This is a genomic window from Pseudomonas sp. HP_12 (assembly GCF_055283955.1).
Map to the genome: position 1 here is coordinate 83,765 of NZ_JBTOQG010000004.1, position 20,408 is coordinate 104,172.

At 62.2% G+C, this 20,408-nt stretch carries 20 protein-coding genes; 6 read left to right on the forward strand and 14 right to left on the reverse strand.

All coding sequences use genetic code 11. The annotated features are described in order from the left end of the window. Window positions 1–93: 93 nt before the first annotated feature. The 8 genes from pstB to ACYASU_RS04950 form a co-directional block, all read right to left on the reverse strand. Entirely contained in the window at window positions 94–873 is a 780-nt protein-coding gene (gene pstB, locus ACYASU_RS04915) for a phosphate ABC transporter ATP-binding protein PstB (protein ID WP_122623165.1), read from the reverse strand. Continuing rightward, window positions 873–1,751, reverse strand: coding sequence for a phosphate ABC transporter permease PstA (gene pstA, locus ACYASU_RS04920; RefSeq protein ID WP_192172407.1), 879 nt, complete (start codon window positions 1,749–1,751; stop codon window positions 873–875). Before pstA ends, pstB begins: the two co-directional genes overlap by 1 nt. Continuing rightward, window positions 1,748–2,743: a phosphate ABC transporter permease subunit PstC gene (gene pstC, locus ACYASU_RS04925; RefSeq protein WP_192172406.1), complete on the reverse strand. Its 996-nt coding sequence runs from the start codon at window positions 2,741–2,743 to the stop codon at window positions 1,748–1,750. Before pstC ends, pstA begins: the two co-directional genes overlap by 4 nt. A 70-nt stretch (window positions 2,744–2,813) precedes the next feature. Further along, the gene (gene pstS / locus ACYASU_RS04930; RefSeq protein ID WP_346628907.1) at window positions 2,814–3,833 is read right to left on the reverse strand and encodes a phosphate ABC transporter substrate-binding protein PstS; all 1,020 of its coding nucleotides are present in this window, start codon (window positions 3,831–3,833) and stop codon (window positions 2,814–2,816) included. Window positions 3,834–4,222: 389 nt separating this feature from the next. Then, window positions 4,223–5,113: a class A beta-lactamase gene (bla, locus tag ACYASU_RS04935; RefSeq protein ID WP_463582119.1), complete on the reverse strand. Its 891-nt coding sequence runs from the start codon at window positions 5,111–5,113 to the stop codon at window positions 4,223–4,225. 200 nt (window positions 5,114–5,313) lie between these two features. Beyond that, window positions 5,314–5,517, reverse strand: coding sequence for a hypothetical protein (locus tag ACYASU_RS04940; protein WP_192172403.1), 204 nt, complete (start codon window positions 5,515–5,517; stop codon window positions 5,314–5,316). Window positions 5,518–5,546: 29 nt separating this feature from the next. Beyond that, window positions 5,547–7,604 (reverse strand): 2Fe-2S iron-sulfur cluster-binding protein, encoded by a 2,058-nt coding sequence (locus tag ACYASU_RS04945; protein WP_463582120.1) that lies wholly within the window; start codon window positions 7,602–7,604, stop codon window positions 5,547–5,549. 28 nt (window positions 7,605–7,632) lie between these two features. Beyond that, complete coding sequence (locus ACYASU_RS04950) at window positions 7,633–8,256, reverse strand: glutathione S-transferase family protein (protein WP_463582121.1); 624 nt, start codon at window positions 8,254–8,256, stop codon at window positions 7,633–7,635. A 303-nt stretch (window positions 8,257–8,559) separates the two neighbouring features. Between ACYASU_RS04950 and ACYASU_RS04955 the strand changes: the two genes are divergently transcribed. Next, window positions 8,560–9,852: an MFS transporter gene (locus tag ACYASU_RS04955; protein WP_463582122.1), complete on the forward strand. Its 1,293-nt coding sequence runs from the start codon at window positions 8,560–8,562 to the stop codon at window positions 9,850–9,852. Between the two features lie 5 nt (window positions 9,853–9,857). Here the strand turns inward: ACYASU_RS04955 and ACYASU_RS04960 are convergent, their stop codons facing one another. The 5 genes from ACYASU_RS04960 to cydP are packed head-to-tail and all read right to left on the reverse strand — an operon-like array spanning window position 9,858 to window position 13,231. After that, on the reverse strand, window positions 9,858–10,160 hold the full coding sequence (locus ACYASU_RS04960; RefSeq protein ID WP_463582123.1) for a cyd operon YbgE family protein: 303 nt from the start codon (window positions 10,158–10,160) through the stop codon (window positions 9,858–9,860). After that, window positions 10,150–10,266 carry a cytochrome bd-I oxidase subunit CydX gene (cydX, locus tag ACYASU_RS04965; RefSeq protein ID WP_065988546.1) on the reverse strand — a complete coding sequence of 39 codons (117 nt, stop codon included), beginning with the start codon at window positions 10,264–10,266 and terminating at the stop codon, window positions 10,150–10,152. Before cydX ends, ACYASU_RS04960 begins: the two co-directional genes overlap by 11 nt. A 25-nt stretch (window positions 10,267–10,291) precedes the next feature. Beyond that, window positions 10,292–11,434, reverse strand: coding sequence for a cytochrome d ubiquinol oxidase subunit II (gene cydB, locus ACYASU_RS04970; RefSeq protein WP_463582124.1), 1,143 nt, complete (start codon window positions 11,432–11,434; stop codon window positions 10,292–10,294). Between the two features lie 10 nt (window positions 11,435–11,444). Beyond that, the gene (locus ACYASU_RS04975) at window positions 11,445–13,037 is read right to left on the reverse strand and encodes a cytochrome ubiquinol oxidase subunit I (RefSeq protein WP_463582125.1); all 1,593 of its coding nucleotides are present in this window, start codon (window positions 13,035–13,037) and stop codon (window positions 11,445–11,447) included. Then, the gene (gene cydP / locus ACYASU_RS04980) at window positions 13,034–13,231 is read right to left on the reverse strand and encodes a cytochrome oxidase putative small subunit CydP (protein WP_346628899.1); all 198 of its coding nucleotides are present in this window, start codon (window positions 13,229–13,231) and stop codon (window positions 13,034–13,036) included. The genes ACYASU_RS04975 and cydP overlap by 4 nt, the downstream gene beginning before the upstream one ends. Window positions 13,232–14,088: 857 nt before the next feature. Here cydP and ACYASU_RS04985 point away from each other — a divergent pair. The 5 genes from ACYASU_RS04985 (at window position 14,089) to ACYASU_RS05005 (ending at window position 19,725) form a co-directional block, all read left to right on the forward strand. Next, window positions 14,089–14,886 (forward strand): substrate-binding periplasmic protein, encoded by a 798-nt coding sequence (locus ACYASU_RS04985; RefSeq protein WP_463582126.1) that lies wholly within the window; start codon window positions 14,089–14,091, stop codon window positions 14,884–14,886. A 2-nt stretch (window positions 14,887–14,888) separates the two neighbouring features. Next, window positions 14,889–16,259, forward strand: a complete 1,371-nt coding sequence (locus ACYASU_RS04990; RefSeq protein ID WP_463582127.1) for a diguanylate cyclase domain-containing protein — start codon at window positions 14,889–14,891, stop codon at window positions 16,257–16,259. A gap of 15 nt (window positions 16,260–16,274) precedes the next feature. Continuing rightward, on the forward strand, window positions 16,275–17,015 hold the full coding sequence (locus ACYASU_RS04995) for a substrate-binding periplasmic protein (protein WP_463582128.1): 741 nt from the start codon (window positions 16,275–16,277) through the stop codon (window positions 17,013–17,015). A 226-nt stretch (window positions 17,016–17,241) separates the two neighbouring features. Then, a complete protein-coding gene (locus ACYASU_RS05000; protein WP_463582129.1) occupies window positions 17,242–18,885 on the forward strand; it encodes a phosphoethanolamine transferase in 1,644 nt (547 codons plus the stop codon). A 6-nt stretch (window positions 18,886–18,891) separates the two neighbouring features. Further along, entirely contained in the window at window positions 18,892–19,725 is an 834-nt protein-coding gene (locus ACYASU_RS05005) for an AraC family transcriptional regulator (protein ID WP_463582130.1), read from the forward strand. Window positions 19,726–19,757: 32 nt separating this feature from the next. On the opposite strand, the gene ACYASU_RS05010 is transcribed toward ACYASU_RS05005, so the two are convergent. Next, entirely contained in the window at window positions 19,758–20,345 is a 588-nt protein-coding gene (locus tag ACYASU_RS05010) for a LysE family translocator (RefSeq protein ID WP_282373347.1), read from the reverse strand. Window positions 20,346–20,408 lie beyond the last annotated feature (63 nt).

Consider the following 20,408-nt stretch of genomic DNA (forward strand, 5'->3'; position numbering starts at 1 on the left):
GGTGGCAGCACAAGATTGTGGCGTCTATACCGGCCTCTTCCCGGCTAAAGCCAGTCCCACTAAGACCTCCTGCAGCGCCAGCGATATTCCCGGTCAGCCAAAACGACCGGTGATGTAATCCTCGGTCTGGGTCTTGGACGGCTTGGTGAAGATGGTGTCAGTGTCGCCGTGTTCGATCAGTTCGCCCATGAACATGAACGCGGTGTAGTCCGAGCAGCGCGCGGCCTGTTGCATGTTGTGGGTGACGATGATGACGGTGAACTGCTCTTTGAGCTCTGTGATCAGTTGCTCGATGCGACCGGTGGAGATCGGGTCGAGGGCTGAAGTCGGCTCATCCAGCAGCAGCACTTGCGGACGCAGCGCGATGGTGCGGGCGATGCACAGACGCTGTTGCTGACCACCGGACAGGCTCTGGGCGCTCTGCTTGAGCTTGTCTTTCACTTCGTCCCACAGCGCCGCGCCGCGCAGGGCCTGCTCGACGCGTTCTTCCATCTCGCGACGGGAGAGTTTTTCGTGGTGACGCACCGCGTAGGCGATGTTGTCGTAGATCGACATCGGGAACGGCACCGGCTTCTGGAACACCATGCCGACGTTGCTGCGCAGGCGGTTCATCGAGTAACCCGGGGCGAGTATATTCTCCCCGTTGAGCATCACTTCGCCTTTGGCTTCCTGTTTCGGGTACATCGAGTAAATGCGGTTGAACACGCGCAGCAGCGTGGACTTGCCGCAGCCAGACGGGCCGATGATCGCGGTGATGCGCTTCTCGGGGATGATCATGTCGACCGACTTCAGCGAACGCTGAGCGCCGTAGTAGAAATCGAGACCGCGTACCTGGATTTTGGTTTTTTCGTCGGCGAGGGAAAGGTTGTTCATCAGGACGCCCTATTGCGCAAAAGGAGAAGACGGGAACTGAGGCTCAGTACCAGTACAAACATGGTCATAATCAAAGCGCCGGCCCAGGCCAGGGAATGCCAGTCATCGAACGGGCTCATCGCGTACTGGAAAATCACCACAGGCACGCTTGCGATCGGTTTGAGCAGGTCACTGCTCCAGAACTGGTTACCAAAGGCGGTGAACAGCAGCGGCGCGGTTTCGCCGGTGATGCGCGCCAGCGCCAGCAGGATGCCGGTCACGACGCCGGCCTTGGCCGCACGCAGGACGATCTGCAGCGTCAGCTTCCACTGAGGCACACCCAGCGCCAGCGCGGCTTCGCGCATGGTCGAGGGTTGCAGCTGGAGCATTTCGTCGGTAGTCCGCACCACCACCGGGATCACCAGCAGCGCCAGGGCCAGGGCGCCGGCGATGGCCGAGAAACCGACCTGATGGTTGGTCACGGCGCTGAGGGGCAGGATCACCGCGGTGTACACGAACAGACCGAGCACGATCGACGGCGCCGACAGCAGAATGTCGTTGATAAAGCGCACCGCATTGCCCAGCTTGGTGTTGCGTGCAAACTCTGCCAGCCAGATACCGGCCATCAAACCGATCGGCGTGCCGATCAGCAGGCCGATGCCGGACATCAGGATGCTGCCGTAAAAGGCGTTGGCCAGACCGCCCGATGAGCCCGGTGGCGGGGTCATTTCAGTGAACAGACGCAGGTTCAGCGCTTCGAACCCGTTGACGATCGTGGTCAGCAGAATCCACACCAGCCACAACAGGCCGAAGGCCGTCGCGGCGCAGCTCAGGACCATCGCGATCCTGTTCTTGATCGCGCGGGCGCGGTACAGGTTTTCGTTATCGGCCTTACTCATAGACCCTCCTTGCGCGACAGACGAGAGAGCATCAGACGGGCGATCGCCAGCACGATGAAGGTAACGACGAACAGCAGGAAGCCCAGGGCGATCAGCGCAGAACGGTGCAGGTCGGTGTAGGCCTCGCTGAACTCGTTGGCAATCACCGAAGCAATCGAGCTGCTCGGCATCATCAGCGATGCGGAGAACTGGTGGGCGTTGCCCAACACGAAGGTCACCGCCATGGTTTCGCCGAGCGCACGGCCCAGGCCCAGGAACACCCCGCCGACCACCGCAGAGCGGGTGTAAGGCAGGACGATGTCCCAGACCACTTCCCAGGTCGTGCCGCCCAATGCGTAAGCCGACTCTTTCAACGCGATGGGCACGCTGCGGAACACTTCGGTCATGACCGAGGTGATGAACGGGATAATCATGATCGCCAGCACGATGCCGGCGGTGAGCATACCGATGCCCAGTGGCGGGCCCTGGAACACCGGGCCGATCAGCGGCAACGCGCCGAGGTTGTCGTTGATCCACGGGGCCATGTACTGCGCCATGAACGGGCCGAACACGAACAGGCCCCACATGCCATAGATGATCGAAGGAATGCCCGCGAGCAGTTCCACCGCCGAAGCGATGGGCATGCGCAACCAGGGCGGTGCGACTTCAGTCAGAAAAACCGCGATGCCGAAGCTCACCGGAACGGCGATCAGCAGCGCGAGAAAGGAGGTGACCAGCGTGCCGTAGATCGGCACCAGCGCGCCGAACTTGCCGTTGACCACATCCCATTCGGTACTGGTAAGAAATTCGAAGCCAAAGGTCTTGAACGCCAGGGCACCGCCCCAGAGTGTCGAGCCGGCGATACTCGCCAGCAACAGCAGCACCAACAGAGCCGCTCCCAGCATCGTGCGCCGAAACCAGGCGTCGTGTCGGTGATCGCGGGCCGCGCGTTTTTCGCTCTCGGATAGTGCATCCGGAATCACAGCGGACATGTATTGGGTGTTCTCATTCATGGTAGGTCCACTCGCAAGGAAACCCTGCCACCGAGCGCTCGGTGACAGGGGTTAGCCGGATTACGTCGAGTTACTTGGTGAACTCGGTTTTCCAGTAGTCTTCGATCTTGCTGACCAGCGATGCAGGCAGAGGTACGTATTCCAGTTTTTCAGCGGCGCTCTGGCCTTTTTCCAGGGACCATTTGAAGAAGTCGAAAGCAGCCGCGCTTTTCTCGGCGTTCTTCGGTTGCTTGTACATGATGATCCAGGTGGTCGCGGTGATCGGCCATGCCGTCTTGCCCGGCGCGTTGGTCATGATCAGGTTGAAGTCTTTGGCGTTGGCCCAATCAGCCGTGTCAGCCGCTGCGGCGAAAGCTTTGGCATCAGGCTTGATGAACTCGCCAGCAGAGTTCTGCAGTTGGGTGAAAGCGATGTCGCTCTTGGTGGCGTAGGAGTATTCAACGTAACCGATCGAGCCCTTGATCTGTTTTACGTAAGCCGCCACGCCTTCGTTACCCTTGCCGCCCACGCCCACAGGCCATTGAACAGCGGAGCCAGTGCCTGGACCGGATTTCCATGCGTCGCTGACTTTGGTCAGGTAGCTGGTGAAGTTGAAGGAAGTGCCCGAGCCGTCCGAACGGTGAACGACAGTGATGTTGGTATCAGGCAGTTTCACGCCATCGTTCAGTTTGACGATTGCAGGGTCGTTCCACTTGGTGATTTTGCCCTGGAAGATGTCAGCCAGAACCTGGCCGCTCAATTTCACGTCGTTGGCTTTGACGCCTTCGAGGTTGACGACTGGAACGATACCGCCGATGACGCTTGGGAATTGACCCAGGCCGCCGGCCTTGAGGTCTTCAGCGGACATCGGGGCGTCGGACGCGCCGAAGTCTACGGTGGCAGCCTTGATCTGGGCGATACCGCCGCCCGAACCGATCGACTGATAGTTCACGCGATTGTCAGCAGTTTTGCTGTAGTCCTGCGACCACTGGGAGATAACCGGGAATACGAAACTCGAACCAGCGCCCGTCACATCAACGGCGTGTGCCATACCCGACAGGCACATCGAAGCCATCAGAAGCGACAGGCGTTTTTTAGTCAGCAGAATCACGGCAATACCTCAACAAGAGAATTTTGTGTGTGTGGTCACAGTTGAAGACCCGAGGCAGATTTAAAACTGGAAACATTTCTGTTTGATGACAGTCTTGAGACCACGCGCCAAAACGGAGTCGTCTGTCAGCCATTTCCTACAGCGTGTAAAGCTGAAGTGCCCGGTTTTTCTGGCTAAGGCTGAGGTTGTCTAGCAGAAGGGAATTTAATATCAATGCGCCACATATCGGCATCAAGGCATCAAATCTGTGGCAATTGAGCGGCGTCTGGGGGCGGCACAGGGCTGTGTGAGACGTTGGCGGAGTTCTCCGGCCATACGGCGCAACCGATTCGCCGAGGCAATGTGTATCGAGATTTTACGACTCGCCTCGATACACCTCGACGCTCGCCCTACACCCCAGCGGCAAGTCGCCCGATATCGGCCATCAGTGCGTTGATCTGATCACCGCTGGCTTTCGATCCGGTGTAATACGCCGTCACCAGAACAGGCGGCCGTTCGCCGGGCCAGATCACCGCAACGTCGTTGCTGGCGTTGTTGGCACCTGAACCGGTCTTGTCGCCCACACGCCAACGGGCAGGGACGCCGGCGCGCAGCTTTTTGTCGCCGGTCTGATTGTTCACCAGCCAGGCCGTCAACTGATCGCGCGAGGCCAGCGTCAGTTTTTCACCCAGCACCAGCGTGTTCAATGTCTGCAGCATGGCAACGGGCGTGGTGGTGTCGCGCGGGTCACCCGGCCGGTTTTCATTCAACTCGGGCTCGCGCCGGTCGAGGCGCGTTTGCGTGTCACCGATCGAGCGCAGCCAGGCCGTCAACCCTTCGGGACCGCCCATGCTGTCGAGCATAAGATTGGCAGCAGTGTTATCACTCAGCGTCATCGCCGCCTCGCACAGCGAACCGACGCTCAGCCCCTGCCCGCCTACGTGCAGCTCGGTGGTCGGTGAATACGGCACCAGTTGCTCGGCGGAATAGACGATGCGCCGCGACAGGTCATCCTGCTTTCGATCAACCCGCGCCAGCACATGGGCGGCGGCCAGGCATTTGAAGGTGCTGCACAGGGCAAAGCGTTCATCCCCACGATGGCTGATCAGGCGCTGGCTCGCCGTGTCCAGAATGGCGACACCCAACCGGCCGCCGTGACGACGTTCAAGGTCGGCCAGTTGCTGCTGGATGACTCGATCGGAAGAAGGCTCCGAGCGCCGCTCGAAAGCGAATGAAGGAAGACTCAACAACGTGGGCACAGCCAGCAACGACGCGCCGATGAGGGTTCTGCGGGTGATCAAGATGAACGTCCTTGTGAAGGGCAACGAGCGCCGCACGGATCATGGCACTCACCCCGATGGGATGAGCCGCCGGTGAGCCGCTGCGAACGGTGGGCAAACCGGCGCACATCATCCGGCCATACGCCGGGACATTTCAACCATCAGCCGCTACACACGCACAATCATCGGCCCGCGCCCTCATCGCCCTTCCCACGTTGCCTTCAGTGCGATCGTTTGAAGGCCGGGATCGACCGCACCCACATGAACAGCCGCAGTGTTGCGGGCGTGTCGACGGGCTCGTGGCTCGCGGCAAGCTCGCCGGCCAGGGACGCCAGTGACTGCGGCAACAACCAGGAAATCTCCTGCTCGGTGGCTTGATAAGGCATCGGGGTTTCCTCTTTCTCGAACGCTGGCCATGGGTTCATCGCCGTCTCTCCCGCACACGCATGGATGGTTACAGATCGAGCACCAACGGCCCTGAAGCCGGGACTGCGCAGCAGATCAGCACGTGGTCCGGCGCCGGCCTTTCAGCGGGCGGGACCGGGTAATGCACCTGGCCACTGATGAGCCGGGTCTTGCAGGTGCCACAGGATCCGCCGCGACAGCTGAATTCCGGGCTCAGCCCGCGGCTCTCGGCCAGTTCCAGCAAGCTGCCACCCGCGGGCTGCCAGCGCGCTTCCTTGGCGGAGCGTTCGAACACCACCGGCACTGCTTCGGTGGCGGCGGGCGGTTGCTCGAAAGCAACCCCCTGTGAATCACCGCTGTGCTTGAGGCTGGACGGGCCGAAGGTCTCGGCATGAATGCGCTCATCGCGAATGTGCATGCCGCGCAGGCCGTCGTAGATCGCCTGGGTAAATGCCGCCGGCCCACACACATAGAAATCAAAATCGTTGAACGGCAGCAGCGCCTTGAGCAGATCGAGGTCAATGCGGCCGGTCAGGTGGAAGTCTTCACCCACCCGCGCCGACGTTTCCGGCTGGCTCAGCACGCGGATCGCTGTCAGCTGGTCGCCAGCCTTTGCAATGAGTGTGTCCACTTCTTCGCGAAACGCCAGGTCGGCCAGACGACGGGCACTCTGGATGAACCAGGTCGCCCGCCCTCCCCGCGCCCGTTTGCCTTCGTAGATGACTTCTCGCAGCATCGACAGCATGGGCGTGACGCCGATGCCCGCACCCAGCAGCACCAACGGACGGCGCTCCTGCGCATCCACCACAAAACTGCCCTGGGGTGACCGCGCCTGAAGCAGATCGCCAATGCTGACGTGGTCATGCAGGTACGCCGAAGCCAGGCCGTCGCGCTTGACGCTGATGCGGAAGAATCCATCGGACGGCGCGCTGGACAGGCTGTAGGTACGAATCAGCGGCGGCGTGCGACCGTCCGGGGAGAGGCGCAGCGGCAGGTGTTGACCGGCCTTGAACGCGGGCAACCCGGCGCCGTCGGCAGGCTCGAAATAGAACGAACGAATGCCGTCGCTTTCGTCCTCGATCCGCGTCACCCGCAGGGGCCGCCATTGATCGCGCAGGGCGTCGGCCTGCAAGCGGGCGGCGGTCTGCTGCCAGTCGCCGGTCATCAGGCTGTTCGGCGACCAGCCCTGGAATTCCCAGCGCGAGCGCAACGCCGCCGGACGACGCACCACCTGTTCCACCCGCACCTGCCAGAGACGTTCGGCGCCCTGGAACGCGGCGATTTCAGGTCCTTCAAGAATCAGCGTGACAGTGCCTGCGATTTGCAACAGCTCGCCGGTCTGGAAATCAACGAACAGCAGACCGGCCCTTGGATTGAGCTGAAAATTACCCAGGGTATTGAAAAACAGGTTGCCGGCGAAATCCGGGATGGTCAGCACATCGCCCTCCACCCGCACGAACCCGGCCTGGCCGCCACGGTGGGACACGTCCACTGAACGATGGGGCTGCGCGCCCTCAAGGTCGACATAGCTGGCGACGAAGAACGTGTCGGCGCCACGAATGGTGGCGATGGCGGCATCATCCAGCGCGGCCAATCGCTGCACCGGGGGACGCTCCGCCTCAGCTTTGAGCGGCACCTGCTTCAGCGCCCGCAGCTGAATGTACTGCGGGCAATTGCCGTACGAGTGCTCAACGCTCACGGAAAAACCGTTTTCCCACACATCGCTGATGTGGCCATTGATGCGGTTGCGACGGCGGGTGTGCAGGTCGATGCCGAGCATGCCCACCGCCGCGCCCGGTGCAAACTCGGCGCCGGCCGGGTCTGCGGCGTCGGGTCGTCGGGCGATGTCCAGCTGCCTGGCGTCGGGTGACTGGATAAACCCCGACCGGGCGTCCAGCAGGGTCGCCCACGGCCAGCCTTCATTGTCGACGGCGCCGAGAATCAGGTACGGCAGGTGCTCGTAGAACTCACGGTGCTGATCGGGCATGTAGTCACGAATGACGCGTTTGCCCAGGGCTTCCATGCGCTCTGCAACGCCGACTTTGGCCTGCAGCGCGCGCTCGCCGGAATGCCATGGCGATGGTATTTCAGTGCGAATCTCGTTCATGGCGCGAACTCCCTGGACTCCCGGATGATTAGTTGACCAGCCCTGCCGCCGTGCGCGGCATGGGCGTGAAGCCCGGCAGGTTCTCGATGCGCGCCAGCCATGCCTGCACGTTGACGTATTCGTCGAGCGAGACGTTGCCTTCCGGCGCGTGGGCGATGTAGCTGTAGGCGGCGACGTCGGCGATGGTGGCGTGATCGGTGGCGAGAAAATCGCGGCCGTTCAGGTGCTGATCGATGACACGGAGCGCGTCGTGGGCCCGCTGGATCGTGTCTTTCGGATCGAAGCCCGCGCCGAACACCGTGATCAGCCGCGCCCGCGCCGGGCCCAGATAAATCGCGCCGGAGGCAGCAGACAACCAGCGCTGCACCTGCGCGGCGCCCTCGGGATCATTCGGCAACCAGCGGCCCGACGGGTCGTACTTCTTCGCCAGGTACACCAGGATCGCCGTTGAATCGGCGACGATCACGCCGTTGTCATCAATCACCGGCACCTGGCCGAAGGCGTTGATGGCGAGGAATTCCGGCGTTTTCTGCTCGCCCTTGGCCAGATCAACAAACTGGATCTTCGGATCAAGGCCCAGCAGCGACAACATCAGCTCGGCTCGGTGAGAGTGGCCGGACAGCGGGAAGTGATAGAGCGTGATGGCGGTCATGGGGTGGGCTCCTGGGGCAGGTGAATCAACTCAGCGTGGGGCGGCGGTGCCGCAATGGTGGGCCGCGCTGGTGGAATGAATAGTGGGCCTGACCGCTGGATTGGAGAATGACCAGAAAAAGCAATCCACTGTTTCACAGGGTGAAATGCCGGGCGTCGAATCCCGCTGTTTGAGCCGCTCACACGGCTCGCGCCTCCCCTATCTGCAACATTCAGAAATATCCCCTTGACGGAGGCCCGATGGCTGAGCGTTCATATTGGAGTACAGCCATCATTCAACTGCTCTGCTCTCTGGTGAATTTCCATGGTTTCGTCCGTTCTGGCGGCTTCGCTGTTGCGCCGTCGCATTCACTACAGCTGGGTGATCCTGGCCGTCACCTTCCTCACCATGCTGGTCATAGCCGGCGCCGTAGGCGCGCCGGGTGTGTTCATCCGGCCGCTGCAAGCGGAGTTCGGGTGGGACACCGCCGAGATTTCTTCGGCGCTGGCGATACGCTTTGCCCTGTTCGGTCTGGTCGGGCCATTTGCCGCCGCGTTCATGAACCACTTCGGCGTGCGCAAGGTGGTGCTGACCGCGCTGACGCTGGTTGCCAGCGGCATGGTCTTGTCGCTGTTCATGACGCAGTTCTGGCAGTTGGTGCTGCTATGGGGCGTGGTGGTTGGCTTCGGCACAGGGCTGACGGCGATGGTGCTCGGCGCCACCGTTGCGACGCGCTGGTTCTCAAAACATCGCGGGCTGGCTATGGGCTTGCTGTCGGCGAGTTCTGCCACGGGCCAACTGGTGTTCATGCCGCTGCTGGCGAACATGACCGAGCATTTCGGCTGGCGCACGGCGCTGGCATGCATTTGCACGGCCATCGTCATTGCCGGCGTCGCGGTGCTGGCGTTGATGCGCAACCGCCCTGCCGATCTGCAACTGCCACTCTACGGCGATGAGGACATCCAGCCCGTAGCCGCGAGCACCCAGACCTTCGTCCAGTTGCTGATCACCCCGCTGCGAGTGCTGCGCGACGTGTCGAAAACCTGGACGTTCTGGGTGCTGTTCATGACGTTCTTCATCTGCGGTGCCAGCACCAACGGCCTGATCCAGACCCACTTCATCAGTCTGTGCGGCGATTACGGCCTGGCCGCGACCACGGCGGCGGGAATGCTGGCGGTGATGGGGATTTTCGACTTCTTCGGCACCATCGGTTCCGGCTGGCTGTCGGACCGTTTCGACAATCGCTGGCTGCTGTTCTGGTACTACGGCTTTCGCGGCGTGTCGCTGGTGCTGCTGCCGTTTCTGGATTTCACCGTGTTCGGGCTGTCGGTGTTTGCCCTGTTGTACGGGCTGGACTGGATCGCCACAGTGCCGCCCACCGTGAAGCTGACTGCCCAGCGATTTGGCGCAGAACGCGCCAATATCGTGTTTGGCTGGGTGTTCGCCGGCCATCAACTGGGCGCCGCCTTTGCCGCCTTCGGCGCCGGCTGGACCCGCACGCATTTCGCCACGTACCTGCCGGCGTTTTTCATCTCCGGCCTGCTGTGCGCCATTGCGGCGTTGATCGCGCTGTCCATCGTGCCGCCCGTGAAGACGACCAGGGTTGCTACTGCGTAAACGGCTTAAAGCCACTGCCGCGCGGTCAGCCACATCCCATAGCCCACGGCCATCAGCGCCCAGGCCAGCAGCGGGTGAAACGCCACCCGCCAGGCCATTGCCCGCGGCTCAAAACCGACGCCGTGGACGAACCCTCCGGCCACGCCCCACATGATCAGCATCAGCAGGCTGTGGGAGTAGTGGCCGTTGGCATCGAGCATCGACGCCGGGTGAATCAGCAGCACCAGGCTCAGCGGCACGGCCATCAGCAGGGACAGCGCCCGGCCGATGGCGTGTCTGAAGGGCGCGTTGAGCGCTTCAGCGGTCACGGCCGCTCTCCAGCGCCGCGGCGTCGGACGACTCCAGCCACAGCGCATTGATGATGCCGAAGCTGCAAGCCAGCAACACGCCGAGAATCCAGGCGAAATACCACATAATTGTCTCTCCTCTAGAACGCGGCTCAGTACAGGCCGTGGGGGTTGTGGTCGATGTGCGCGGTGGTGACCTTGCCCCACATCTTGGCGTAGCACCACAGCGTGTAGCAGAGGATCAACGGCACGAAAATCGACGCCGCGATCAGCATGATCATCAAGGTTTTGTGGCTGGAAACGGCGTCCCACACGGTCAGGCTCGACGCTGGGTCCAGGCTCGAGGGCATGACGAACGGGAACAGCGCAAAACCGGCGGTACACAGCGCGCCGACGATCGCCAGGCTGCTGCCGAGGAACGCCGTTCTGCCCTGCCCCGCACTGGCGCCGAGCAAGGCCAGCAAGCCACCGAAAATCCCCAACAACGGTGCGACGACCGTCAGCGGGTGTTGCTGATAATTCCCCAGCCAGCCGTGGTTGCTGGCTGTCACGGTTTTCGCCAGCGGGTTCAGCGCCGCCCCGGCGTCGAACGCCGAGGTGATCGCCAGGCCCTGAATGCCGCCGAGCAACAGCCACACGCCGGCGCCGATGAACGACAGCAGAAACAGCAGCGACAGCCACTGCGCTGCCCGGCGTGAGCGTTGGGCAATGGCGCCTTCGGTGCGCATCATCAGCCAGCTGCCGCCGTGCAGGCCGAGCATGCTCAGGCTGACCACGCCAGCCAGCAGGCCGAACGGGCTCAACAGCTGCCAGAAGTTGCCGTGATAGCTGGAGCGCAGGGTGTCGTCGAACTGGAACGGCACGCCCAGCAACAGGTTGCCGAACGCCACGCCGAAGACCAGCGACGGCACCACGCCACCGACAAACAGGCCCCAGTCCCAGCTCTGCCGCCAGCGGGTGTTTTCCAGTTTGCTGCGGTAGTCAAAACCCACCGGGCGCACGAACAGCGCAAACAGCACCAGCAGCAGCGCCCAGTACAAACCGGAAAACGCAGCGGCATACACCAGCGGCCAGGCCGCGAACAGCGCGCCGCCGGCGGTAATCAGCCAGACCTGATTGCCGTCCCAGTGCGGGGCGATGGTGTTGATGACCACGCGCCGCTCGGTGTCGCTGCGTCCGACGTAGGGCATCAGCATCGCCGCGCCCAGGTCGAAGCCATCGGTGAGGGCGAAGCCGATCAGCAATACGCCGACCAGCACCCACCAGATCATTTTCAGTGTCTCGTAATCGAACATCGGGGATTCCTCAGGCCAGGGCCGGGTGTTTGGCGTGGGCAGCGTTGCCGGGCGCGCCTTGCTCGAAGTGGTAGCGACCGGTGTGCAGGCTGCTCGGGCCGAGTCGGGCGAACTTGATCATCAGGTACATCTCGATGATCAGCAGGACGGTGTAGAAGCCGACCAGCGCCACAATCGAACCGAGCACATCCCCCGCCGACAGGGTCGAGGCTGACAGGTGCACGGGCAGCACTTCACCGATGGACCAGGGCTGACGGCCATGCTCGGCGACCCACCAGCCGGTCTGGGTGGCAATCCACGGCAGCGGCAGGCTGAACACCGCCCACTTGAGCAGCCAGCGCTTGCGGGTCTCGTTCTTGCGCGCCGAGGCCCAGAAGGCGCAGGCAAACAGCAGCAGCATGAGCATCCCGCTGAGCACCATCACGCGGAAGGTCCAGAAGATCGACGCCACCTGCGGGATCGAATCCAGCGCAGCCTGTTTGATCTGCTGCTCGTTGGCGTCGACCACCTTGTCGGTGTACTTCTTCAGCAGCAGGCCGTAGCCGAGGTCCTTCTTCACGGCGTTGAAGGCGTCGAGGGTCTGCTGGCTCTTGTCGCCGCCGCGCAGTTGGCCGAGCAAGTCGTAGGCGGTCATGCCGTTGCGGATGCGGCCTTCGTGTTCGTGCACCAGATCCTTGATGCCGGTGACCTGCTTGTCCACCGAGCGGGTGGCGATCAGGCCCATCACGTACGGAATCTTGACCGCGTAGTCGGTGCGCTGCTCGGCCTGATTGGGCAGGCCGAACAAGGTGAACGCTGCCGGGGCCGGTTCGGTGTCCCATTCGGCTTCGATGGCGGCCAGCTTGGTTTTCTGCACGTCGCCGATCTCGTAGCCGGATTCGTCACCCAGCACGATCACCGACAGGATCGAGGCCATGCCGAATGCCGAGGCGATGGCGAACGAACGCCGGGCGAAAGCGATGTCGCGGCCCTTGAGCAAATACCAGCTGGAAATCGCCAGGACGAAGATCGCGCCGGTGACGTAGCCGGACGCCACGGTGTGAACGAACTTGACCTGGGCGACGGGGTTGAACAGCAGGTCGCTGAAGCTGGTGAGTTCCATGCGCATGGTGGTGAAGTTGAACTCGGCGCCGACCGGGTTCTGCATCCAGCCGTTGGCGATGAGGATCCACAGCGCTGACATGTTGGAGCCGACCGCCACCAGCCAGGTGACGGTAAGGTGCTGGACGCGGGTCAGGCGGTCCCAGCCGAAGAAGAACAGGCCGATGAAGGTCGATTCGAGGAAGAACGCCATCATCCCTTCGATGGCCAGCGGCGCGCCGAAGATGTCGCCGACGTAGTGGCTGTAGTAGGCCCAGTTGGTGCCGAACTGAAATTCCATGGTCAGGCCGGTGGTGACGCCGAGGGCGAAGTTGATGCCGAACAGTTTGCCCCAGAACTTTGTCATGTCTTTGTAGACTTGCTTGCCGGTCATGACGTAGACCGATTCCATGATGGCGAGCAGGAAGGTCATACCGAGGGTCAGGGGGACGAAGAGGAAGTGGTACAGCGCGGTCATCGCGAACTGCAGCCGGGAGAGGTCGACGACTGATTCCGATATCATTTTGGGTTTTTCTCAGAGGGTGCGGATGGGGTGCTCAGTAGGTGCAGGCCGGCTTGCACGCCGTCGTCCTTGACTTCGACCGGGGCGTCGAACCAGACGCTGCGGATGCCCATGAGCAGGACGAGTTTGATCAGGAGGATCAGACTGATGTCTCTGGCCAGGGGGTGTTTGAGGAAGTCGAAAGGACCGGGCATGTTGAGGACTCGTCGGGGTGCGAGGTATTTTTCCTACAGGCCCTTCGTGCACCTTTGATCCAGGTCAAGGAACCGCGTTTACTCCGGTGTGGCAGAACGCCACAGTTGTTTAAAAGCATCTGCCTGGGGGCAGATTTTTTCGCCTTCGGCGAGTTACTTGGAAAAGCACCCCAAGTAACCAAGGGTGCCTGCTCCTGGTTTGGCCCTCCTGCGTCGGGTTCCTTCACTCCGGTCTTGCTCCGTGGGCCCGCGCCGAACGGACATCCATGTCCTGACGGCGCTCTCGCCGCATCCATGCGGCTCGGCCCACTCCGCAAAACCTGCGTTCAGCCTGCACCCAAGTCGCGTTTGGCGGTGTCTGGACCTTTTTTTGTACGAAGATCAAAAGCGAGATCAAAGGCAGATCAAAAGCAGATCAACAGCAGATAAACGGCTTCCCGGCTGAAGCCGGTCCTACGGGGGAATGCGGTGCCGTGGATGATCGTCCCCACGCTCTGCGTGGGTATGCATCCCGGGACGCTCCGCGTCCATTCCCGGCTAAAGCCGGTCCCACTGAATGCACACGGCTTTTTAGTGGGACCGGCTTTAGCCGGGAAGAGGCCAGTCCGGGCGGTGGAGATCGGTGGCTGGCGCGCGATGTGCCAGGTCTGGAGGTCGGGTAGTTTGTGTGAGGTTGTCCGCGGCGGTCGGGGAACCCGGCCTCGTCCATTCAAGCTGTTAGGATGACCGGCAGGATGCCGTCTCAAGTGACGGATTATTCAGCCGATATCCCGGTGTGCAAGGCAGTCGGTGACGGTTGTGCCGGGGTGTTCACGGCCCGGATTCTGTCGCTTCTGCACCCCATGAGGTAGTTATCGATGACATTCCATTCGCTCATTCACACACTGAGCAGCGCACTCTGTGTGGCGCTGTTGTTGTGCGTGGGCTCTGGCGCGTCGGGAGCTGAATCGATTAACTCGAACGCGGCTCGTGTCGAGATCCATGTGGTCACCGAAGAACTCCCGCCCTATAACATGACCCGCGACGGGGTGCTCACCGGCATGAGCACCGAGGTGGTCCAGGCGGTGTTGAAGGAGGTCAATGTGCAGGCCTCCATTCAATCCATGCCCTGGGCGCGGGCTTATGATCTGGCGCTGCACACGCCCAATGTGTTGATCTACTCCATCACCCGCACCGCCGAGCGCGAGCGGCTGTTCAAGTGGGTCGGCACCATCGCCGCGTCGCGCTGGTTTCTGTATTCGTCTGCCAGCCATCCCGTCACGCTGCTGAGCCTGGACGATGCCCGGGACTGGCAAACCGCGACGGTCAACGAAGACGTCGGCGAGCAGTACCTGATGGCGCGCGCGTTCGAGATCGGCCATCAGCTGCAATCGAGCAACCGCTACGAATTCAATTACCAGAAGCTGCAGACCGGCCACGTCGACCTGTGGATTTCCGACGAGCTCAACGCTTACTACCTCGCCCGGCAGATCGGCGATGACCCCACCCGAACCCTGGTGCAATCCCTGCGCATAAAAGAGCTGGAAGAAGCCGGCGGCTTCAACATGGCGTTCAGCATCGGCACGCCCGACGCCACGGTGCAGCTGTTTCAGAAAGCCCTTGAGACCATTCGCGCCAACGGCACCTACGACGCCATCGCGCGCAAGTGGCAATGAGCATGCCGTTCGACACCCCTTCCGACCCGCCCGGCGACACCCGCCCGGACCCTCGCAACGGGCAGCGCACCGGACAGCGCACCGGTTCGCTGGCACGGCGTCTGGTGCTGGCGACGCTGGCGTTCTGCATGCTGTTCACCGCCGCAACGGTGCTGGTGCGCACCTGGTTCGCCTGGAACACCAATCTGGCGAACATGAACGCCGAGCTGAGCCTGATCGATCAGGTGTTCCAGGGCACGCTGTCCAAAGCCGTGTGGGAGATGGATGATCAGGCGCTGCAGACCCAGATCGACAGCGTGGCCACGGCGGCGCCGGTGGGCCGGGTTCAGCTGACGATCCTGCGGCCCGGTCGCGCCCCCGAGATTCTGGAACACCAACACCCCGGCCACACCGGCTCGATCCGCGCCCCGGCGTTGCATCGGCAGCTGACGATTGCGCCCTACCCCGGCGCCAGCGAGGTGGTCGGCGAGCTGACCATCGAAGGCGACGAGAGCCTGCTGTGGAAACGCCTGTGGAAAGAAGTCGCGGTCATCATGCTCACCCAGATCATTCAGTCCCTGGCGCTCGCCGGGCTGATCATGGGCATGTTCAACCGCTCGGTGACCCTGCACGTACGGCGCATTGCCCGCCACCTCGAACACCTGACACCGCTCAACCTCAAGACGCACCTGACCCTGGAGCGGCGCGGCAAGGCCGGCGACGAACTCGACCTGCTCGAAGCGGGCGTCAATGACCTGCAGGACAAACTGGCCGCCCACCTGGAGCGTCAGGCGCACGATGAAGTCGCCTTGGCCGCCAGCCGCGACCAGCTCGCCGAACTGGTCGAGCAGCGCACCGCACAGCTCAAGGCCGCGAATACGCGACTGGAAGCCCTGACGCGCTTCGATCCGCTCACGGGCCTGGCCAACCGCCGGCATTTCGACGAGCTCAAGGAGCTGGAATTCAACCGCGCCTTGCGTCATCGCCAGCCGCTGTCGGTGCTGATGTGCGACATCGATTTCTTCAAGCTTTACAACGACACCTACGGCCATGCCCGGGGCGATCAATGCCTGCGCGATGTGGCGCTGGCCATGAGCGCGCTGTTTTCGCGCTCCGGCGAACTGGTGGCGCGGCTCGGCGGCGAAGAGTTCGCCGTGCTGCTGCCCGGCCAGGATGAGCAACAGGCACTGGCCTCGGCCGATCGCCTGCGCGGCCTGCTGGCCCGGCAACAACTGGTACACAGCGCTTCACCGGTCTCGCCTTTCGTGACCTTGAGTATCGGCGTGGCCGAGCTCGACCCGGCGAACATGGAGCACTTCGATCAACTGCTGCAGAGTGCCGACCGGGCGCTGTACCGGGCGAAAAGCCAGGGTCGGGACCGCTGTGTGATCTGAACCGAGAGGAATGCCATGGGAACAATTCATCGTCAGTGCAGCGTTCTGGTCACTTGCCTGATGTTTTTCGTGTGCCTGAACGCTGGCGCCGCGACGTTGCAAGTGGTGACCGAAGACTCCTCCTACAGCGCACTCGACGGCGACAAGGTGGTCGGGGTCGCCAGTCAAGTGGTCGAGATGACCCTCGCCAACGCCGGCATCACCGATTACCACATGGCGCTTTACCCCTGGGCGCGGGCCTACGACATCGCGCGGCTGGAAGCGAACGTGCTGATCTACCCGATGATCCGCAGCAGTGCGCGCGAAGGGCTGTTCAAGTGGGTCGGCGAGCTGGAACACGTCATGCCGTCGTTCTACAAACTGCGCAAGCGCGGCGATGTGCGGGTCAAGGACTTGCAGGACGCCAGTCATTACACCGTCGGCGTGGTGCGCGACGATTCGCGCCAGCAATACCTGGAAGGCAAGGGGTTCAGCAGGATGGTGGTGTCGGCCAATAACCTCGACAACCTGCGCAAACTCATCAGCGGCCAGGTCGAGCTGATTCCCATGCCCGAGCGCGAGGCGCGGGAACAATGCGCCGATCTGCACATTGCCTTCGAGGACCTGGAAAGCGTCTTCACCCTCGACGAACTGTCCAAAGGTCTGTACGTCGCCCTCAGCGCCAGCACCCCGGACGAGACGGTGCAACGAATCACCGCCGCCTTCGCCCGACTCAAACAGGACGGCACGGTGGACAGGGTCATCGCCGGGCAGTGACAGCAAGCCGTCCCACTCGGATCCCGGCCTGCAAAACCTGGTTTTCACGTCCCGGAAATCAGCGCCTCGGGGATTTCACAAAGCCTTCACAATCGTTTTGGAAAACTCCGCGCGGTCTGTCCCGCCTCCCCTCCCGGCAGCCATTGACTGACTCAGTCTGACGTCTCGGCCCCACGGATGGAAATGCCTGTTGCACCCGCACCCCAGGCACTGCGCGGCCCCTTATATGGAAATGAATCCGATGGTCAAACCGGTCACGTCTACTCGTCTGGTGATGCTGTTTTCCCTGTGTCTGGTGGTGTTCTACAACCTGGCGACCTGGCGCGCACTGGTTGATCTGGCGCAATTGCAGGGCGTCAAGGCCATCGCGTTCTATGTGTCATTTGCCTTCCTGCTGTGGGCCGCAATCACCCTGCTGCTCACACCCTTTTCGTTTCGCCCGACGCTCAAGCCGGTGTTGAGCCTGGTCGCGCTGTGCTCGGCCGGCGCCGCGTATTTCATGAACACCTACGGCATCAGCATCGACACGACGATGATGCAGAACGTGCTGGAGACCAATCCCGGCGAGGCCGAGGCCCTGTTGAGCGGCAAGCTGTTTCTCTACCTGGGCCTGCTCGGCGTGCTGCCGATCGCGCTGATCTGGTGGGTGCCGGTGACCTACCGCCGCGTGCTGCCCGGGCTGGTCAACAAATTGCTTGTCTGCATCGGCTGTTTGCTGGTGATCGCCGCTGCCGTCGGCCCCTTCTACTCGACCTATGCGCCGATCTTTCGCGATGAAGACAAGCTCACCCACTTCATCAACCCGACCAATTACATTTACGCCATCGGCAAGCTGACCAAGCAGACCGTCGCCATCAAAGAGACGCTGAAAATCCAGACCGTCGGCGCCGACGCGGCGCTCAGCCCCCAGGCACAACAGCGGCCAAAAAAGAGCCTGATGATCTTTGTCGTCGGTGAAACGGCACGGGCCGACCACTTCTCCCTCAACGGTTACGGGCGGGAAACCAACCCGGAACTGAAGAAGCAGGACATTCTCAACTTCACCCACGTGGCCTCGTGCGGCACCTCCACCGCCGTGTCAGTGCCGTGCATGTTTTCGAAGTTTCCGCGCACCGATTACAGCGACAAAAAGGGCAAGACCTACGAGGGTCTGCTGGACATGCTTCAGCGCGCCGGCCTGAAAGTGCTGTGGCTCGATAACAACAGCGACTGCAAAGGCACCTGCCTGCGCGTGCCCCACAGCGATATCCCGAAAAACCAGCCGAGCCCGTTCTGTGATGGCAAGAACTGCCTCGACGAATCGCTGCTGGTGGGCTTGCAGGACTACATCGACTCACTGCAGGACAACGCCATCATCGTCCTCCATTCCGATGGCAGCCACGGCCCGGAATACTACGATCGCTACCCCAAGACGCTCGAACGCTTCACGCCCGTCTGCCACACCAATCAGTTGGGCAGCTGCACGTCCGACGAGCTGAAAAACGTCTACGACAACACTATTCTTTACACCGATCATTTCCTGTCCCAGACCATCGAACTGCTCAAGCGCAATCAGGACAAGGTCGATGCGTCGATGATCTACGTCTCGGACCACGGCGAGTCCCTCGGCGAGAACGGCATCTACCTGCACGCCGCGCCGTACGCCATCGCCCCGACGGCCCAGACCCACGTGCCGATGGTGATGTGGTTCGGCCACTCGACCCTGGAAGACGCCGGCGTCGACCGCACCTGCCTGGCCGCCAGGCAAGACCGGCCGGACCTGAGCCATGACTACATGTTTCATTCGGTGCTAGGCTTGCTCGGCGTTACCAGCACGGAATACCAACCGGCGCTGGACCTCTTTCACAGCTGCAAGCGCGACAAGGGATGAGTTGAAATGACCTGCCAGAACCCGGTGAAACGTCTTGATCAACCGGTGTTCTGGCGGGACGCGCAGCTGCCGTTCATTGAAGCGCGCTCCATCGCCGACGGACGCAAGGTCTGTTATTCCCGTCATTCCCATGACGTGTTTTCCATCGGCGCAATCACCGCCGGGCAAAGCACGTACCTGCACGAGAAAACCACCCAGACCATCGCCACCGGCACCGTTGTGGTGATGAACCCCGGCGAGGTCCACGCCTGCAACCCCATCGACGATGAGCCGTGGTCCTACCTGATGCTGTACGTGAACGCGCAATGGCTGGGCGCGCTTCAGCGGGATTGCGGGGTCAACAACGGGGGCGTGTTTCGCGGGTATCCGGCCACCCACAGTCGTGACCCGCTGTTGTTCAAAGGCTTGCTCGACTTGCATCGGCGGCTGGTGGATTCGCAGTTGGATACGCTGGCGAAGCAGGAGGCCGCTGTCGGTTTTTTCAGCCTGGTCGAACAGCGTCTGGGCGGTTCTGGCCTGACGCCGAGACCCGCCAATCCCAAGGTCGAACGCGCGGCGCGGTACATCGATGCGCATTATCTGCAACCGATTCGGCTGGAAGACCTGTGCGCGGTGGCGAATCTTTCCGAGGCCTACCTGATTCGCGCATTCGAGCAGCATTACCACATGACACCCCACGCCTGGCTGATCAACCGGCGCATCCAGCACGGCCAGGCGCAATTGCGCAGCGGCGAGCCCATCGCCGACATCGCCCAGCAGAGTGGCTTTGCCGATCAGGCGCATTTTCAGCGGGCGTTCAAAAAGCATCTGGCGGCAACGCCGGGTCAGTACAAGCCGTGATCAGACGCCTGCTCGCCCGGACCTGAACGGGCTCAGACGTAAAACAGCGACACCGCGCAGCCTGCCAGGAGCGCCGCCATGCTGCGGTTGAACACACGGATGCGCCGAGGGCTGCGCAAGTAAGGGCCGAGAAAAGCACCGGCGTAGGCCCAGCACGCCACCGACAGGTAGCACACGACGAAGTAGATCAGCGCAAACAGACCGATCAGTCGCGCCTCGCCATCGGCCACAAACGCGCCCATCCCCGCCACCGCCGCCAGCCAGGCTTTCGGGTTCAGCCACTGCATCGCTGCGCCGTGCAAAAAGGATGGCTCGCGGGTCGGTTTGGCAACATTAAGGCGGCCGTCGTCCATGGCCAGCTTCCACGCCAGATAGAGCAGAAACGCCACCCCGGCCCAGCGAATGATCTCGGTCAGCATCGGGTAGCGCTGCAACACTTCATGCAGGCCGAAGCCGGTGAACATCAGCAGCACGACAAAGCCTACCGTCGCGCCGAGCACATGGCGCAGGCTCGCGACCAGACCGAACTGCGCGCCCGAGCTGAGCGCCACAACGTTCACCGGCCCCGGCGATATGGACGCGGCCAGTGCGAACGCCGCCATGGAAATCATCAGATTCATTGCACGTGTCACCCTTCATTGACTGTGGGGTGAGTGTACGAAGGGCGCAGGAGCCAGCGATTG

Bases quoted from the DNA above. Each gene is read 5' to 3' on its own strand.
- ACYASU_RS04945 (WP_463582120.1), bottom strand. From the start codon at position 7,604: ATGAACGAGATTCGCACTGAAATACCATCGCCATGGCATTCCGGCGAG.
- pstA (WP_192172407.1), bottom strand. From the start codon at position 1,751: ATGAGTAAGGCCGATAACGAAAACCTGTACCGCGCCCGCGCGATCAAG.
- cydP (WP_346628899.1), bottom strand. From the start codon at position 13,231: ATGCCCGGTCCTTTCGACTTCCTCAAACACCCCCTGGCCAGAGACATC.
- cydX (WP_065988546.1), bottom strand. From the start codon at position 10,266: ATGTGGTATTTCGCCTGGATTCTCGGCGTGTTGCTGGCTTGCAGCTTC.
- ACYASU_RS04975 (WP_463582125.1), bottom strand. From the start codon at position 13,037: ATGATATCGGAATCAGTCGTCGACCTCTCCCGGCTGCAGTTCGCGATG.
- ACYASU_RS04955 (WP_463582122.1), top strand. From the start codon at position 8,560: ATGGTTTCGTCCGTTCTGGCGGCTTCGCTGTTGCGCCGTCGCATTCAC.
- pstC (WP_192172406.1), bottom strand. From the start codon at position 2,743: ATGAATGAGAACACCCAATACATGTCCGCTGTGATTCCGGATGCACTA.
- ACYASU_RS05005 (WP_463582130.1), top strand. From the start codon at position 18,892: ATGACCTGCCAGAACCCGGTGAAACGTCTTGATCAACCGGTGTTCTGG.
- ACYASU_RS04985 (WP_463582126.1), top strand. From the start codon at position 14,089: ATGACATTCCATTCGCTCATTCACACACTGAGCAGCGCACTCTGTGTG.
- ACYASU_RS05000 (WP_463582129.1), top strand. From the start codon at position 17,242: ATGGAAATGAATCCGATGGTCAAACCGGTCACGTCTACTCGTCTGGTG.
- ACYASU_RS04940 (WP_192172403.1), bottom strand. From the start codon at position 5,517: ATGAACCCATGGCCAGCGTTCGAGAAAGAGGAAACCCCGATGCCTTAT.
- ACYASU_RS04950 (WP_463582121.1), bottom strand. From the start codon at position 8,256: ATGACCGCCATCACGCTCTATCACTTCCCGCTGTCCGGCCACTCTCAC.
- ACYASU_RS04990 (WP_463582127.1), top strand. From the start codon at position 14,889: ATGCCGTTCGACACCCCTTCCGACCCGCCCGGCGACACCCGCCCGGAC.
- ACYASU_RS04995 (WP_463582128.1), top strand. From the start codon at position 16,275: ATGGGAACAATTCATCGTCAGTGCAGCGTTCTGGTCACTTGCCTGATG.
- cydB (WP_463582124.1), bottom strand. From the start codon at position 11,434: ATGTTCGATTACGAGACACTGAAAATGATCTGGTGGGTGCTGGTCGGC.
- ACYASU_RS05010 (WP_282373347.1), bottom strand. From the start codon at position 20,345: ATGAATCTGATGATTTCCATGGCGGCGTTCGCACTGGCCGCGTCCATA.
- pstB (WP_122623165.1), bottom strand. From the start codon at position 873: ATGAACAACCTTTCCCTCGCCGACGAAAAAACCAAAATCCAGGTACGC.